Consider the following 17,036-nt stretch of genomic DNA (forward strand, 5'->3'; position numbering starts at 1 on the left):
TTCATTTATCGTTGAAAAATATCATTTAAACAAACAACTTCGAGACACGAGTCCAAGTGCAATTATATAAATATGTGAAAAATTCATTTTATAATAATCAATATTTTTATAAAAAACTCAGTATTTTGTTTAACGCTCTAATAAAAATATTCGGCCTAGGTATATTGGCTCTGTCCCTTTCTAAATTAGCTAAAATAGTATTTCTATCTCCTAACGAATTTCCGTAAACTAAAAACTCAGATGAGAATTCATTTATTTTTTTAAATCTTACTTCATTTATAGACGAAAATTTAAAAAACAAATCTAAATCACCAGCTATTTTGAAATTATTGATATCAAATCCACCCACACTAAAATATAATTTCTTTGTAAAAATTGCTGATGGTTGAACAAATGGAAATATACCGTTTTTTAACAATAGTTTAGCAAAATATCTTCCTTTTATTTTTTTTGTTCTTTCAAATTTCAAATTAATATTATAAGAATTTGAATACACAACATCATTGTTAGATTTCATAATATTGTCATACATTTTCTCAAATCCATTAATTAATATTATGTCATCTGAATTTACCCAAGTAATAATTTCTCCTTCTGATTCTTCAAAACCCATATGAATCGCATCATACATTCCGTTTCCATTTTTTTGATGTATTATTTTTAAATTAGGATATCTTTTTAAGATTTTTAATGTATCATCTGTTGAGCCACCGTCTACTATTATATGCTCAAAAGGAATGGATAATTTCTGTATTGATTTAATGTTATTTTCAATAAAATCAGCTCCATTTAACACCGGAGTTATAATACTTATCATATTTTTCATTTTAAAATTTGGGTTTCTTTTTTTTGAACTATAAACAAAAGAACAGCGATTATTAATAAGAACATAGATGTATTTACAATAAATTGCGAAAGCATCACGCAAATAAACAAAGCCTGTAATTTTTTGTCAAAACCTTTAAGAGCATTTTTGAATCTTATAAAAAAAACAAACCATAATGTTAGACCTATAATCCCTGAACGTGCTATTAAATTTATTATAAAACTATGGGGTACACTATCAATTCTATTTTCATATATGGCATATGAGGACGCTGTTAAATAAGGTGAGGAAGGAATACTAATCATGTTTGGACCAGTCCCTGTGATAAAGAAAACGGGTTCATCGTAAAGAAAATTTAATGCCGCTCTGTCAAATACTTCAAAACTACTGAAAATTTCAGGCTCTTGGGCATTAACTTTTTCTTTTTGATTATAACCATCTCCATCCATAACTGTAACTTCTATTTTTTTTAATGTTTGTTCTCTAAAAAACTCATTTTGATTAAGAAAAAATAATGCGGAGAGAATGAGGGGAATACCAAAAAAAAGATACTTATATCTTTGTGTAATTACAATAAATACTGTTCCCCAAACTAAAGTTATTAAATAAGCTGATGCAGATAAACTTATAACTAACCCTATAATTGAAGACCATATACCTATTTTAACAAGCTTATTTATATTGCTAGCACTAAATGTTACTAAAAATAGCAAAACAAAAGAACAGATACGGCCGAAAGCTCTAGGCTCTCCGTTAAATCCGGTAAAACGGTCACCTAATATTCTTGACCCTGAAAAAAATATCTGTTTTAAACCTCCATTCAGAGCAGTATCAAAAAATGCCATCATCAAAGTAAAAAACATTATTAAAGAAATTGCTTTCGATAGATAATCAATAGTGATGCGTTTTTTATTAAGCCATAATAACAGTATTAACATTAAAGCAAACTCAGCAATCAGTCTAACTACTTGAACTATTGCCCTCCCCTCAGATTTTTGGCTCCAACTTCTCTCATAATCATATCTAGAGACCCATGGTTCTATATAACCAAAAATAATAGCCAATAATACCAAATAAAAGAATTCTACATAGAGTGGCGCTAATAATCCCTTTGCTTTTTTAGGAATAAGCTTATATTGAAATAGTAATTTTGGAATAAAAACTAGTGCAATAAAATAATGAATAGATAATGAAAACCCAAAAGGAATAACAAACCTGTCATTCATTAAAGATACAATGATTATAGCCACTATCCCTTTTGTATTATTTCTAACAAAAAAGAAAAAAAATAGGATAAGCAATAAAAAAGTTCCAATCATTCTTTATGATTTTTAGTATTTAAAAAATTTATTGTATCGTTTATTCTTTTTAAGCTATTTGAAATTTGAGCTCTCCATTCCAATGCATTACAAAACAGCAACAACAATAAATGAGAGATCGAAAAAGAATAAACACTTTACTATTCTAACAATGAAATGATTTTGTTTTTATTAAACATTTATTAATTTTTTAAAAAGAAATTTGATACCGTAACTATAGTTATATGACCCACTCAATAATTGGAATATAGGATTTATTGTACCATGCTTTTTCATTTTCAACCATGTCAACGTTTTAAATTTAGAAAGATAGTATGGAAAATGTTTTTCCATAAAATAAAAACGTGAGTAATCGTAATAAACAGAAAGCTTATTTGAAATGGTGAAGGAATCATTGTGAGATCTAAAGAATGCAACTGCTTTATTTGCCGTTATAATTTTCGAGTACAACAAAGCAGTATTCAAAAACAATAATAAATCATTTCCTGCGCCAAATTTTTTAAAATCTAAATTTAACGTATTTGGGATATCTATAATTAATGATGTTCTAAGGTCACTTGTTCGGAACATAGAGCACCCCGGAGAAACGGGAAACCCATAAAAGTTATTTAATAAAACATCTTGTAAATAAGATGATGATGAATAAACAGTATTAACTTGAACTTTTTCAGAATAATTCTTTTCTACTCCTGATGTAAAAACTTTAATTGTAGATAATACAAATGCCGTTTCTTCGTCAAAAACAGCTAATGTTTCTTCAATAAAATTTTCTGAAATTAAATCATCTGAAAATAAAATTTTCGAATATTCCCCCTTCGCCTCATCTATGCATCGCTTCCAATTTAAAACTGGTCCCACGTTTACACTATTCTGAAATATTTTAATACGATTGTCCTTTGCAGTATAGTTTTGTAAAACACCCCAAGTTCCATCTGTACTACAATTATCAACTATAATTATTTCAATATTAGTGTAGGTTTGGTTAATAGCACTTTCAATAGTTTCACTTACTATATGTTCTCTATTATATACTGGTATTAGTATACTTACTAATGAATTTTTTATCATTTTAAAATTCGTTTACCTATTGAGTAAAATATATCGACGAACTTCAAATAGACAAAATATTTTTGTCCATATAGTTTTCGAATTCTGCTATTATACCAATCTTTTTCTTCTTTAGTTAATCTTGTTATTTGACTGTTATAACTCTGTCTTAATTGTCTTTTCAGTGGTCTTTCATAAAACGACTTTTTTAAGCCGCTTTTATTCCCAATGGCAAGTATTCTATCATGATAATTTATATAATCTTTCCATTTACTTTGTATTGATAATACTACGTTGTCTTCCCCAGTCATATCATATATCCCAATTAGCCTTTTTATATATCCAACATCACCTTGTAACATAGATATCATAAAAGATTGAACATCGTGTGTAATTAAGTTATCAATATAAAAATCATTCTTAATTGCTGTTTCCCTATTTAACAAAACAAAAAATATTTGAGGTACCCGCTTAAAGTTAAAATAATTTTTGTATAGATCCTTCCCTTTTATATAAGGATTAAACCGATAGGACTCCATTTGGTCTTTTTCCTTAAATCTAATTAAAAAATCACCAAAAACCAGTTGAATATTGGAGTTCTCCTTAATAACTAAAGAAGCATCTGAAAGATAATCATCATAAATTAAATAGTTGTCATCATCCAAAATAATATAAAAATCACCAGTTGCTTTTTCAAGGCAATTACGCCAATTGGGCACCATTCCGCGGTTTACTTCATTCCTGTAATACGTTAAGTTCGGAACATTTAAGAAATCTGTTTTTATCATTTCCTCAGTTCCATCAATGGAACAATTATCCGAAATAATTAGTTCATAATTATCATATGTCTGTTTTAAAACAGATTCAATTGCTCTTTTAAGCTTCCCTTTTCTATTGTATGTGGGAATACAAACAGATATTTTAGTATTCATTAACTAAATATTTTTGTTAATAATTGCGATTTTTTATTTGAAAAAATAAAATAATAAACTTGTATTGGGTTTATAATAAAAACTAGAACTCCACTTACTAATGTTCCTAACACTACCCCATTTATACCCATCACATAATGTTTTGCAAATAAAACTGAAAGAGGAATATTAATTATTGCAGAAATAAGTACTAGTATTGTATTTAATCTGACTTTTGACAAACCGTTCAATACCATACCAAAAATGTTATTCCACACTACAAAAAACGCTTGAATCACAAATAATAAAATAAATTCATTTCCTATAACATCAAAACTTTTCCCAATCCAGATTTTCAAAATAGGTTTAAACAATAATGCCATCAAAATCAACCCAAAGATAATATATGGAATAATTCTTAATTGTTTCTTTATAATTCGTCTTATCCAATTATAATCATTCAAGATATAGGCCTCTGTATATGCAGACCACAAAGGAGCCATTGCAATGCCAAATACCATATAAGAAATACTAAAATATTTTTGGGCAATTGAAAAAGGCGTAACATTTTCAGGCCCTAATACTTGAGTTATTATCATTAAATCTGTTTGAGCAATAATAATAATTGAAATTTGTATGATAAAATATTTAAAACCTAAGCCAAATAAGTCTTTGGAATATTTCCATCGAACATATGACCAACTTGGACTAAAGTCAATATACTCGTCATTAAAACTTTTTAAGCTAAAAATAGTATATACAATTATTGGGATTATTGAATAAGCTATACCAAAAAATAGAAGACTATTATATGCTGATTTATATAAAATAAGTACAACTATAAAAGATATTATACCGCTTACTAAATTTATAACTGAATTTCTTGAAGTTTTTTGACTTGCACTGTATAAAGCCCCTACAAGCTTAACAACGAATTGGATTAAAAAAAAAGTAAAAATCCAAAAAACTAACTTCGAAAAATCTTTAATCTCATTTTTAGGAACGTTGAAAATTATTCCCCAATCGACATAATGATAAACTATTAAAAATATTATAAATACGACGAACATAATTATTGTCATCAAAGCATAAGTTGTACTTACATATATTCTGGCTTTTTTGTAATCTTTTAACGCTACTGATTCTGCAAATTTATTTCTTAATCCATTTCCTAATCCAATATCAAAAAAAGTAACCCATGTTATTACTGAACTTAATGTAATCCATATACCATACTTAACATCTCCAAGATAACGCAGTAAAAGTGGTACTAATGCTAAATTAAGTGCGATTTGGAACCCATTTAATATAAACATTGAAAGCATTTGTTTCTTTAACTGAATCGTTCTTAGATGTCCCGAATTAAACCATAATTTTAACTTTTTCATCTGTATTTTATTCATCTAAAAATGTTATTTAGAATTTAATTCTACAGTACCACCAAGCCATTCAAGCATTTTAATTATACCTTTTCTAGCTTCAATTTGGGGTTTCCAAGAAGTAAGCGCTGCTATTTTTTTATTGTCAGCAACAAATAACAACTGATCACTTTCTCTAGGAGGTAATTTGTTGTATTCCATTTTCACATCCAGTAATTCCTCCAATAAACCAAAAAGCTCCAGTAAAGACAGACTGTTTTCTATACCACCTCCAATGTTAAAGGCGTTACCTTGTACCTTTTCTATATTTTTTACAGCAGTAAAATATAGTGAGACGACATCATCTGCATGCAATACATCTCTTACTTGTTTTCCCGTTCCAGAAATGGTGAATTTTTCTGTGTTTGAATGGTTTTTAATTTCAAGCGCTTTTTGACAAAACCACCCAATCCATCCCTGATCAATTGTGGCATGTTGGTTGCCTCCATACATTGAAGAATGCCTAAATACCACTGTTTTTATGCCATAAATGCGATTAAAATCTAATAGATATTGATCGGCAGCACCTTTAGAACAACCATAAGGCGAATGAAAATTCAGCGGTGCCTTTTCATCAAAACCGTTAGGGTATTCTTTGCATACATATCGTGTTTCTTTCTCTTCAAAAGTTAATTCATCAAAATCACCATATACTTTATTTGATGATGAATACAATACCATTGCATTGGGTGCATATTTCCTGATAGAATCCAATAAATTGAATGTCCCCATTGCATTTATTTCAAAATCCAATCTTGGATTGTTAATAGAGGTTGTCATTGCTACCTGTCCTGCCAAATGGAAAACAACATCGGGCTGTTCTTCTTTAATTACCGTTTCAACGTCATTTAAATTTCGGATGTCAAAGGGATAGTATTTAAATTCACCCTGTTTTTTAAGCCACTCTAAGTTTAGAGCACTTCCAAATCGAAATAAATTATCAAAAACAACCAGTTCTTCTCCTCTTTTTAAAACTTCGGCAGCCAAATTACTGCCTATAAATCCACAACCTCCTGTTATTAGATACTTCATTTTTTTAATCTTTTAAAATTTTTTGAATTCCTTCAATAATGGTCACTTTTGGTTTCCATCCCAACCCGATTAATTTTGTATTATCCAATTCTGGAATCATAACATCTCCTTTTCTGTACGGAATTTTGCCGAATTTTAACTTGTAAGCTATTTTACTTTTATTTAATTTTTCTACTTCTCCTGCAAGAATTAAAACAAATTCTTTTACCTCGGTAAATATATTTGTCCCAATGTCAAATTGACTCCACTTTGGCAAACTCATTGTTTTTTGTAAAACTAAATCGTATGCAGCAACAACATCCGTTATGTAAATAAAATCTCTTTTCTGAATTCCAGAAGTTAAATTAATATCGTCTGTTTTAGCAATCATTTCATTCATTAGCCAAGGCAAAAACTTATTCGTATCGTCTTTAGGCCCATACATCTGTTCAATTTTAAAATTAATAACTTGTATCTTTTCCGAACGTTGAGAAAGCCAATCGGCAAATTGTGCTTTAGATAAACTATAATCATTAAGATTTCTGGGCAATAATGAGTCCGTATTAATGAATGTTTGCACGTTATTTTTTATTGCTTCATTCAATAAATTTAAACCAAAAATTAAATTTGAATTAATAATATCAATTAAACTTTCATTGGTTCTGCCGTAACTACAGACTGTATTTATTACTACATCCACTTTTTCATCACTAAAAACTGTTTTAAAATCGACTTTGTCAATATTATAAATTTTTACTTTATCTAACAAATGATTAATTCTCCAAGTGTCAGATGTAGTTCTTTTTAAAACAATTACATCTAATCCCTGTTTAATAAAGGACTCCAATAGATGGCTTCCTAAAAACCCAGTTGCACCAGTTAACAAGATGGTACTCATTAGAAATTCAAACCAAAAAATTCTTCCATTTTTTCGACCACAAAATCCAGATGATCATTAGTTAAGGCTGGTTGAACCCCAATCCAAAAGGTATCGTTCATCGTTTTGTCCGTATGGGTTAAGTCACCTACTACTCGGTATTCGATGTCTTTAAAGTAAGGCTGTTTAGTTAAATTCCCGGCAAATAATAACCGAGTACCTATTTTATGATTGTCCAAGAATTTTAATAAATCAACTCTGTTGGAACCGCAATTGTCTTTTAAAGTGATAGGGAAACCAAACCAGGATGGATTACTGTTTTCAGTAGCTACCGGCAAATGAATGAAATCATTTAAAGTTTGCAGTTTTTCTTTTAAATATGCGAAATTTTCACGGCGTCTGGCAATAAAAAAATCTAATTTGTCCAGTTGCGCCAAGCCACAAGCCGCTTGCATATCAGTAATTTTTAAATTATAGCCTAAGTGTGAATACACGTATTTATGGTCATATCCGTAGGGCAGATCACCATGTTTTTGTTCAAAACGACAGCCACAAGTATTGTCACATCCTGGCGCACAGTAGCAATCACGCCCCCAATCTCTGTAGGATTCTGCTATGGATTTTAACTCCGAGGAATTCATGAACACGGCTCCGCCTTCACCCATTGTCATGTGGTGGGCAGGATAAAAACTCAAAGTACCTATGTCGCCAAAAGTACCGCATTTTTGTCCATTATATTCTGCTCCTAGAGCATCGCAGGTATCTTCAATCAACCAAAGATTGTATTTTTTACAAAGTTCGGTTACTTTTTTCAAATTAAAAGGATTACCTAAGGCGTGAGCCAACATTATCGCTTTGGTTTTTGGGGTTATTGCCGCTTCGATTAAATCTGCATTAACATTGTGGGTATGAATGTCAACATCTACAAAAACAGGAATCGCTCCAAATTGCACAATAGGATTTACTGTTGTAGGAAAACCGGCTGCCACACCAATGACCTCATCTCCTTTTTTAATGGCGCGATCTCCTAATTTATGTGACGTCAAAGTGCTAAAAGCCACTAAATTTGCCGAAGAACCAGAATTAACAGACAAACAATGTTTAACGCCTAAAAAGGCTGCCAACTTTTTTTCAAATTCTGCATTAAAACGCCCGGTCGTTAACCAAGCATCTAAGGATGCCGCAACCATATTTTGCATCTCTTCCTCACCTAATAACTTTCCCGAAGGAGGAACAACTGTTTCTCCAGGAATAAAAGGGGTTGGCGCATAATTTATAGCAGCATATTTTGATACTAAACCAGCTATTTCATTTCGTAAATTCTCTAATTGTGCTTTCTTTTCCATGCTAAATGTTAATTGCTGTAATTTGTAATTTCGTTTAAAGTCTGTTCGCGCATATTTTTACCTTCTCTCCAATCCTGATGCCAATTTACGATGAGATTGAGCGTATATTCCAAATTCCATTTGGGCTGCCAATTCAATCTTGACGCTGCCTTGGAACAATCTAATTTTAAAAAACCTGCTTCGTGTGGATTGTTGTTCTGGTCTAATTCCCATCCAGCTCCTTCTCCCCAAGTAGCCACCATTTGATCCAGAATCCAATTCACGGGTTTGCAATCTTCGTCTTTGGGACCAAAATTCCATGGTTGTGCGTATTCTTGACCATTAGTATACAAATTTTCTGCTAAAACTAGATAGCCTGACAAGGGTTCCAAAACATGCTGCCAAGGTCTAGTGGACAAAGGATTGCGAACAATCACCGATTCTGATTTTTCAAACGCCTTGAGAATATCTGGTATCAATCGGTCATCTGCCCAATCACCACCTCCTATGACATTCCCTGCTCTGGCAGTAGCCAATGCAGCAGTGCCTTTCGTATTAAAAAAAGAGTTTCGATAAGCCGATGTAACCAATTCGGCACAACCCTTGCTGCTGCTGTAAGGATCATGACCGCCCATAGGTTCATTTTCCCTATAGCCCCAAGCCCACTCCTTGTTTTCATAACACTTATCAGTGGTAACAGATACGATTGCCTTTAAATTGGGACAAGACCTTGCTGCCTCCAATACATTTACGGTACCAATCACGTTGGTGGTATATGTATCCACGGGTTCTACATAAGATAACCGTACCAAAGGTTGTGCCGCCATATGAATTAAAACATCTGGATTAAAGCCAAGCATGCTTTTCTTTAACTGCTCCAAGTTTCTAATATCTCCTACTTCAGATTCCATGTTCGTGGCAACATCAGCCACTACGAATAGGGAGGGATTGGTTGGTGGTGCTAAAGAATACCCTTTAACTGTAGCGCCCATCGATTGAAGCCACAATGACAACCAACTTCCCTTAAAACCAGTATGTCCGGTTAGAAACACTTTCTTATCTTTCCAAAAAGAAGGATTTACTTTTCCTTTTACTCCTTCCATAATTTCCAGGGTGCTTTATTAGTATCCCATAATTCCTCCAAATGCATCTTGTCTCTCAACGTATCCATAGGTTGCCAGAATCCTTCATGTTTGAATGCCATTAATTGGTTGTCTGCTGCCAAGCCTTTTAGAGGCTCTTGTTCCCATATGGTTGCATCACCAGCTATTCTGTCAATCACTTTAGGGGACAATACAAAAAAACCTCCGTTTATCAAGGCTCCATCCCCTCTCGGTTTTTCTTGAAACTGACGCACTTCATTATCCACAATATCTAAGGCCCCAAATCTGCCCGGTGGATAAGTAGCGGTCAAAGTTGCATCTTTACCATGGACTTTGTGAAATGTCAAAAGTGCTGCTATATCAACATCTGCAACGCCATCACCATAGGTAAAACAGAAACTTTCCTCTTCATTTAAATACTGAGCCACTCTTTTAAGCCTTCCGCCAGTCATCGAATCATCACCAGTGTCAACCAGTGTAATAGTCCACGGTTCTGCTCTTTCTTCGTGTACCACCATTTTATTGTCTTTCATGTTAAAAGTAACATCGGATTGGTGTAAGTAATAATTAGCAAAGTATTCCTTGATCACGTAGCCTTTGTAACCACAACAAATGATGAAATCATTAATCCCATAATGCGAATACGTTTTCATAATATGCCATAAAATGGGCTTACCTCCTATTTCAACCATAGGTTTTGGCTTGGACACTGTTTCTTCACTTAATCGAGTTCCTAACCCTCCTGCAAGAATGACTGCTTTCATATATTTATGATTATTGTTTTTTATAAGTCAAATGTAATTCGCATTTAATTATTGGTTTATTAAATCAATAAATGGTTATGCTCATTTCATAAATTTATATTTAATACCAATTTTTACTATTTGTAATTTATTTTTTTATTGCAATAGAATCAAGATTTACCTACAAATAATTATTATGTAATCATCTATTAAACAGCTCATTGATTAACCCTTTTTTAACTACTTACAAATGCATCCGAATAAAATGCATCTTCTAATAATCCATTTTTTGTTAATAAAACTCTTGAATCTTTTATCATGTTTTCAGAACCACAGGCGTACAAAACACTATCAGATAAATCAATTTTTTTAGAAACGACACTATCCTGAACATAGCCTTTTTCACCTATCCAGTTGACATTGCTTCTACTCAGTACTGCAATAAAATGAACTTTTATGTTTTTAAAATTAGGTTTCCAGAATAAATCGTTTTCTGTTCTACCGCCAAAAAACAAATATATGTTTTTGTCTTTCACTTCACTACTATTTTCATCCAATTGTTCAAGAATTGCCTTGACAGGAGCAATTCCTGTTCCTGTTGCTAAAAAAACAATATTTTTTTTATTGGTCTTCCTGTAGAAAAAAGTTCCTATTGGCCCTTCAATTCTCAATAAGTCATTAAGTTTTGCTTCATTAAACAAATAATTGCTAAATCTTCCCCCTCCGTAATTCTTTATAAAAAAAACCAGATTAGATGGTGAATTCGTATTAGCAATGGAATAGCTCCTTTTGTAGTCACCTTTAATAATATTAATGTACTGGCCCGACAAATAGCGGAATGAGGCATTCGGTGGCATCCGTAATTGTAATTCTATTACATCAGAAGAAATTGCTGTGATCTTGTCCACTTTTGCTGGTAGTGTCCGCAATTGTTCGAGGCAATACCCACTCAAATCTTCAATGTCTAGTATTAAATCCGATGTGGGCGTTCGTACACAAGTTAGAATGTACCCTTTAGATTTTTCTTCTTCACTAAGCCCTGTTTCATCAGTATTGGCAAATGAAGTTCCATTGATAACTTTTGCCTTACAGGATTGACAACGACCCGTTTTACAACTGTAATCAATAGTTATATTCTCTTTTTGGGCACCACTTAGAATAGTCTCTTCAGGAGAACATAAAAAATGGATGTCGTTTTTAAGATTTATAGTAAACATACTGTTTTATTAATGATTTTCTACTTCTCAAATAATTAAGGTTATTTAACTTGCTTCTTTAAAAGATGTCGCTGCTTTTCTTTAATTTTAAGTCAGTAAATTGTTTTTTCAATGAATTTTAGAAATAGTAACTGGTTAATGTCTTCTCAAACGATTAAATTTTTTTCTAAACAACTCTTGATTTGCTCAAGATTTAACAAGGTTTTTTTTACATAATTTTTCTAATTTGAACCCTAATTCAATTCAACCTAGGCAAAACTCGTTAGAACAAAATCGCTACTAGTCTTTTAATTCTAATTCTTTACTTATAACTCTAAGTACATTCGTATAGTTAGTCAGCGACATTATTTAAATTGTATTATTATCAAGCCTAAACAACCTTCGGTATAAATTTTTGGAGTTAAATTCCTTTTTTATAACACTTGATTTGTATTCATCACACCACAAAAATCTAACACAATTTTGTCTTTTGCTATTTCTAAATTTTTAAATTCTTTATGAGCTACTAGAAACACAATAATATCAGCATTTTCTAAAGCAACTTTATAATTAGATATTTTAAATACATGATGATCCTCAATGTTAGGTTCAACTATATAATATTCTTCATCGTTTGCATCTTGCATCACTCTTTGCGCTATATATTTAGCAGGAGATTCCCTTAAATCATCAATATTGGGCTTGAACGCCAATCCCATGATGGCCACGCTTGCTTTTCTGCCATTTTTAATTTGGAATTCTAGCTTAGCCGTTTTTACCTGTTCGGCACACCAAAAAGATTTGTAATTATTTATTTCTCTGGCGGATGCAATGATTTTAGATTCCATAGGAAAATCGGCTACTATAAAATAAGGATCAACTGCTATACAGTGGCCACCTACTCCACAACCGGGTTGTAAAATATTAACCCGGGGATGTTTGTTCGCCAGTTTGATTAATTCCCAAACATTGATATCGGCCTTGGCACAAATTAACGACAGCTCATTGGCAAAAGCAATTTGAACGTCTCGTGAGGAGTTTTCTACTAATTTACACATTTCAGCCGTTCGCGCATTAGTAGGGTGCAATTCTCCTTTTACAAATTGGCTGTAAAAAGCAATGGCTTTTTGCGTGGAAGCTTCATTTACTCCGCCAATTACACGATCATTATGAACTAATTCATACATTACATTACCTGGTAATACACGCTCAGGACAATAAGCAATGTGTATTTTGTCTTTTAATTCGGGACGTTCGTTATAAATATAATGCAACATCTTCTCGGTAGTTCCAATAGGAGAAGTCGATTCAATAATATATAAATCACCTTCTTTTAATAAGGGAAGTATAGATGTAGTGGCAGCCAGAACGAAAGAAATGTCCGGTTCGTTTTTTGCCTTAAAAGGTGTAGGAACTACGATTAAATAGGTATCTCCCACAACCGGTTTGACATCTGCTTTCAAAAACCCTTGCTGAACTGCTTTCGAGACTGCAACATCCAGTGAAGGTTCTATTATGTGAATTTTTCCAGCATTGATAATATCTACCACTTTTTGGTTGATATCCACCCCGTGTACTGAAATGTTGTTGTTTGCAATTAATGCCGATGTGGGTAGTCCAATATATCCCAAACCGATAGTTACTACTTTTGGTTGACTCATCTTTGATCTATATTGTAGTTGTTAAAATCTTTTCTTTTGTTAATTCTTTAATATGATTGACTATACGTTCGCACGCTTTTCCGTCTCCGTAAGGATTATGCAATGCACTCATCTTCTCGTATCTAACTGTGTCATTTAATAAATTATTGCATTCCAGCACAATTTTATCTGTATCAGTGCCGACCAAAATTACGGTTCCCGCCACAACTGCCTCTGGACGCTCCGTGGTGTCTCGCATAACTAAAACGGGTTTTCCTAAACTTGGCGCTTCTTCCTGTACTCCTCCACTATCTGTAATAATAAGGTAGGATTTATTCATTAACCAAACAAAGGCAGGATAGGCTAATGGATTAATTAATTTTATTGTAGAAATTTCACCCAAAATTTCATAAACCGGTCCTTTCACATGAGGATTTAAATGTACCGGATATACGATTTGAATCTCTGGATTCATCAGTGCAATTTCCTTTAAAGCATTACAAATATTAATGAAGCCTTCTCCATGATTTTCCCTCCGGTGTCCCGTTACCAATATAATGCGTTTTGTAAAATCCAAATCGTTTTTTAAAAATTCAATTTCCTTATTCTGAATTGATTTTACCCTATTAGAACTATCTAAAAGCGCATCTATAACGGTATTTCCTGTAATTAAAATCGTGTTTTCATCAATATTCTCTATCAATAAATTTTCTTTTGAGGTAATCGTGGGAGCAAAATGAATATCAGTAATGCGGCTTGTTATCTGCCTGTTGATCTCTTCAGGAAAAGGCGAGAGCTTGTTATGGGTTCTTAAACCAGCCTCAACATGGCATACTTTAGAACCAGAATAAAAGGCCGCAACACAAGAGGCCATTGTTGTTGTGGTGTCACCATGCACATATACATAATCCGGTTGAAATTCCTCTAAAACAGGCTTCAATCCTAAAATAATATCAGATGTCAGCAAATACAGGTTCTGATTTGGCTTCATCAAATCCAAATCATAATCGGGAATAATTTCAAAAAAATCCAATACCTGATCCAACATTTCACGATGTTGTGCCGTAACACAAACTCTGGTATCAAATAATTCGGGGTACATTTTAAACTCTTTTACCAAAGGTGCCATTTTAATGGCTTCAGGCCGAGTTCCAAATATTATTAAATTTTTTATCATTACTATTTTACAATTATTTTCTTTTAAATTTACATCGATATTATTTTACATCTACTAATTATTTCTCACTTCAAATCGTTTATATTTTTTATTTCTTAATACTGCTTAACCTCATTGATAAAATACAGGCTGTTTTTAACCAAAACAGCCAAATTATACTTGCATTCCCATCTTAGTTTTGCTTTGGCTAAGCTCTTGCTGTACTAATTCTACCGACTTTGTGCACATTACAATTAACATCTCACGAGAGTTCTAAACACATGTATTAAAATAATTGAAAAAATGTCATATCTTCAAATTGGCGTAGATCAATTAATCTATTCTAACTATACATTTAATTGGTATTAGTGCGGTATAAAATTTATCTATATGACAAGTCTTCCCTTTTGAAAAGTCTCCTAGCAAGTTATGAAACAATCAGAGCTTAGAGCACTATCCCTTCCTATCCAATTCTCTTCAAAATATCCAAATCACTAGCCACCATCTCTTTCACCAATCCGGCAAGATCATATTTAGGGGTCCAACCCAGCTGTGTTTTCGATTTAGTAGGATCCCCAAGTAATAAATCAACTTCTGTAGGACGGAAGTACTCTGGATCTACGCGAACTACTACTTTACCGAGTTCCAACTGATATAATGGATTGTTGCAAGCTGCAACTTTTGCTACTTCACTCTCATTTTCACCCTCGAATGTCAATTCCACACCTATTTCAGCAAAAGCCATAATGACAAAATCTCTAATATAGGTAGTGACACCAGTTGCTATTACATAATCTTCTGCTACATCTTGTTGCAAAATTCTCCACATAGCCTCTACGTAATCTTTAGCATGACCCCAATCTCGTTGTGAATTTAGATTCCCAAGATACAGGCATTCTTGCTTTCCATGGGCAATAGCTGCAGTGGCCATCGTAATTTTACGCGTTACAAAAGTTTCACCACGTCTTGGAGACTCATGATTAAAAAGAATACCATTACAAGCGTATATATTGTAGGCTTCACGATAGTTTTTAGTAATCCAAAAGGCGTATATTTTGGCAACACCGTAAGGAGAACGCGGATAGAACGCAGAATTTTCATCGTAAAAACCTTGCGCATTTTTATTTTCAGCCAATCCACCATACAATTCAGAGGTAGAAGCCTGATAAATTCTGGTTTTTTTTTCGAGACCTAGGATTCTAACAGCCTCTAATATTCGTAAAGTACCTATTCCATCTACATTAGCAACATATTCTGGAGAATCAAATGAAACTTTTACGTGAGACATTGCTCCAAGGTTGTATATTTCGTCAGGTTGCACTTCCTGAATAATTCTTATGATATTGGTAGAATCCGTTAAATCACCATAGTGTAATTTAAAATTAATATGATTCTCGTGTTGGTCTTGGTAGATATGATCAATTCGTTGCGTATTAAAAGAAGATGCACGTCTTTTTACGCCATGCACTTGATATCCTTTTTCCAATAATAATTCAGCCAAATAAGATCCGTCTTGACCTGTGATTCCGGTTACGAGGGCAACTTTTTGTTTTGTATCCATTATGTTTTGTATGATATTTGAATGGGTTAATCGTTTACTATTTCGTTAACCGATTAAACCTTTTTTCTTTAAATGGTTAATCCATAAGGCAAACTACCTGGATTCTAAATTTCAATCCGGTCTTTTAAAAGCATGACCTGAACAAATTGTAGTGAGATGTACTGATTTATAAAAATGTCAATCCTATTCGTTTGTTTAATCCTAATTCAAAAAGTCGAATCAGTGTTGAAATTTGAATATTTCCTTTTCCATTTTCAATTTTAGAAATATAACTTTTTTTAGTCCCTGTCTTTTCGGCAAGCTGTTCCTGTGTCATTTTTGCTTCTTTTCTTGCTTGCTTCAGCATTTCGCTGATAATAAACATTTGAGTGTGTTCCTCATATTTATTTCTGCTTTCTGTTCCAATTTTTCCGTGTTCAACTTCAATAAGTTGATCAAAATTAGTTACGTTGCTATATTTATCCATGGCTAATTTGTTTTAGTTGAAAAATATTCTTTTCTCAATCGTATTGCTTTTTCTAATTCGCTATTGGGAGTTTTCTGAGTTTTCTTTTGAAAGGCATTGAATAATACAACTACGTTTCCTTTGTCGAAACAACAAAATATTCTGTAAATATTGGATTGATATTCAACTCTTATTTCATAAACTCCATCTCTTCCGGACAAATGTTTTAAAAATTTTTCAGGAACCCTGTCAACTTGCATTACCAGTTCAAGAATATTTTTAATCTTAGCTTTTACTTTATCGTCTTGAATTTTATAAAAGTCAAGAAAGTGATTTTCGTAAAAGATTATCTGTCTACTCATTTTGCAAAGTTAATTTAAAAGATAACTTATTTCAACTTATTTAACGTCTATTTTTCTTTCTACACAAATTTTTATCACATTATAGTTACCCTAAAA

Annotated in this window: 16 protein-coding genes; all 16 read right to left on the reverse strand. The window is 32.5% G+C overall.

From position 1 onward, the window contains the following. Positions 1 to 106: 106 nt before the first annotated feature. A complete protein-coding gene (locus tag EKM00_RS11950; protein WP_126516343.1) occupies positions 107 to 826 on the reverse strand; it encodes a glycosyltransferase in 720 nt (239 codons plus the stop codon). Next, on the reverse strand, positions 823 to 2,145 hold the full coding sequence (locus EKM00_RS11955; protein WP_126516344.1) for an O-antigen ligase family protein: 1,323 nt from the start codon (positions 2,143 to 2,145) through the stop codon (positions 823 to 825). Before EKM00_RS11955 ends, EKM00_RS11950 begins: the two co-directional genes overlap by 4 nt. A 171-nt stretch (positions 2,146 to 2,316) precedes the next feature. Further along, positions 2,317 to 3,213 (reverse strand): glycosyltransferase family 2 protein, encoded by an 897-nt coding sequence (locus EKM00_RS11960; RefSeq protein WP_126516345.1) that lies wholly within the window; start codon positions 3,211 to 3,213, stop codon positions 2,317 to 2,319. Continuing rightward, positions 3,210 to 4,124, reverse strand: a complete 915-nt coding sequence (locus EKM00_RS11965) for a glycosyltransferase family 2 protein (protein WP_126516346.1) — start codon at positions 4,122 to 4,124, stop codon at positions 3,210 to 3,212. The genes EKM00_RS11960 and EKM00_RS11965 overlap by 4 nt, the downstream gene beginning before the upstream one ends. Then, positions 4,124 to 5,506 (reverse strand): MATE family efflux transporter, encoded by a 1,383-nt coding sequence (locus EKM00_RS11970; RefSeq protein ID WP_126516347.1) that lies wholly within the window; start codon positions 5,504 to 5,506, stop codon positions 4,124 to 4,126. Before EKM00_RS11970 ends, EKM00_RS11965 begins: the two co-directional genes overlap by 1 nt. A 9-nt stretch (positions 5,507 to 5,515) precedes the next feature. Further along, positions 5,516 to 6,553, reverse strand: a complete 1,038-nt coding sequence (locus EKM00_RS11975) for an NAD-dependent epimerase/dehydratase family protein (protein ID WP_126516348.1) — start codon at positions 6,551 to 6,553, stop codon at positions 5,516 to 5,518. Positions 6,554 to 6,557: 4 nt separating this feature from the next. Further along, entirely contained in the window at positions 6,558 to 7,430 is an 873-nt protein-coding gene (locus tag EKM00_RS11980) for an NAD-dependent epimerase/dehydratase family protein (protein ID WP_126516349.1), read from the reverse strand. Next, positions 7,430 to 8,755 (reverse strand): lipopolysaccharide biosynthesis protein RfbH, encoded by a 1,326-nt coding sequence (rfbH, locus tag EKM00_RS11985; protein ID WP_126516350.1) that lies wholly within the window; start codon positions 8,753 to 8,755, stop codon positions 7,430 to 7,432. The genes EKM00_RS11980 and rfbH overlap by 1 nt, the downstream gene beginning before the upstream one ends. 8 nt (positions 8,756 to 8,763) lie before the next feature. Further along, the gene (gene rfbG, locus EKM00_RS11990; protein ID WP_126516351.1) at positions 8,764 to 9,837 is read right to left on the reverse strand and encodes a CDP-glucose 4,6-dehydratase; all 1,074 of its coding nucleotides are present in this window, start codon (positions 9,835 to 9,837) and stop codon (positions 8,764 to 8,766) included. Next, positions 9,825 to 10,601 (reverse strand): glucose-1-phosphate cytidylyltransferase, encoded by a 777-nt coding sequence (gene rfbF / locus EKM00_RS11995; protein WP_126516352.1) that lies wholly within the window; start codon positions 10,599 to 10,601, stop codon positions 9,825 to 9,827. The genes rfbG and rfbF overlap by 13 nt, the downstream gene beginning before the upstream one ends. 215 nt (positions 10,602 to 10,816) lie before the next feature. Then, a complete protein-coding gene (locus EKM00_RS12000) occupies positions 10,817 to 11,797 on the reverse strand; it encodes an FAD-binding oxidoreductase (protein ID WP_126516353.1) in 981 nt (326 codons plus the stop codon). Positions 11,798 to 12,210: 413 nt separating this feature from the next. Beyond that, the gene (gene wecC / locus EKM00_RS12005; protein ID WP_126516354.1) at positions 12,211 to 13,437 is read right to left on the reverse strand and encodes a UDP-N-acetyl-D-mannosamine dehydrogenase; all 1,227 of its coding nucleotides are present in this window, start codon (positions 13,435 to 13,437) and stop codon (positions 12,211 to 12,213) included. Positions 13,438 to 13,444: 7 nt separating this feature from the next. After that, positions 13,445 to 14,593: a non-hydrolyzing UDP-N-acetylglucosamine 2-epimerase gene (wecB, locus tag EKM00_RS12010; RefSeq protein ID WP_126516355.1), complete on the reverse strand. Its 1,149-nt coding sequence runs from the start codon at positions 14,591 to 14,593 to the stop codon at positions 13,445 to 13,447. A gap of 442 nt (positions 14,594 to 15,035) precedes the next feature. Then, entirely contained in the window at positions 15,036 to 16,133 is a 1,098-nt protein-coding gene (gene gmd, locus EKM00_RS12015; RefSeq protein ID WP_126516356.1) for a GDP-mannose 4,6-dehydratase, read from the reverse strand. A gap of 166 nt (positions 16,134 to 16,299) precedes the next feature. Continuing rightward, a complete protein-coding gene (locus EKM00_RS12020) occupies positions 16,300 to 16,599 on the reverse strand; it encodes a helix-turn-helix domain-containing protein (protein WP_126453813.1) in 300 nt (99 codons plus the stop codon). Positions 16,600 to 16,601: 2 nt separating this feature from the next. Next, positions 16,602 to 16,940, reverse strand: a complete 339-nt coding sequence (locus tag EKM00_RS12025; protein WP_126516357.1) for a type II toxin-antitoxin system RelE/ParE family toxin — start codon at positions 16,938 to 16,940, stop codon at positions 16,602 to 16,604. Between the last annotated feature and the right edge of the window lie 96 nt (positions 16,941 to 17,036).

It is taken from the genome of Flavobacterium sp. RSP15 (assembly GCF_003968755.1).
Lineage (GTDB): Bacteria > Bacteroidota > Bacteroidia > Flavobacteriales > Flavobacteriaceae > Flavobacterium.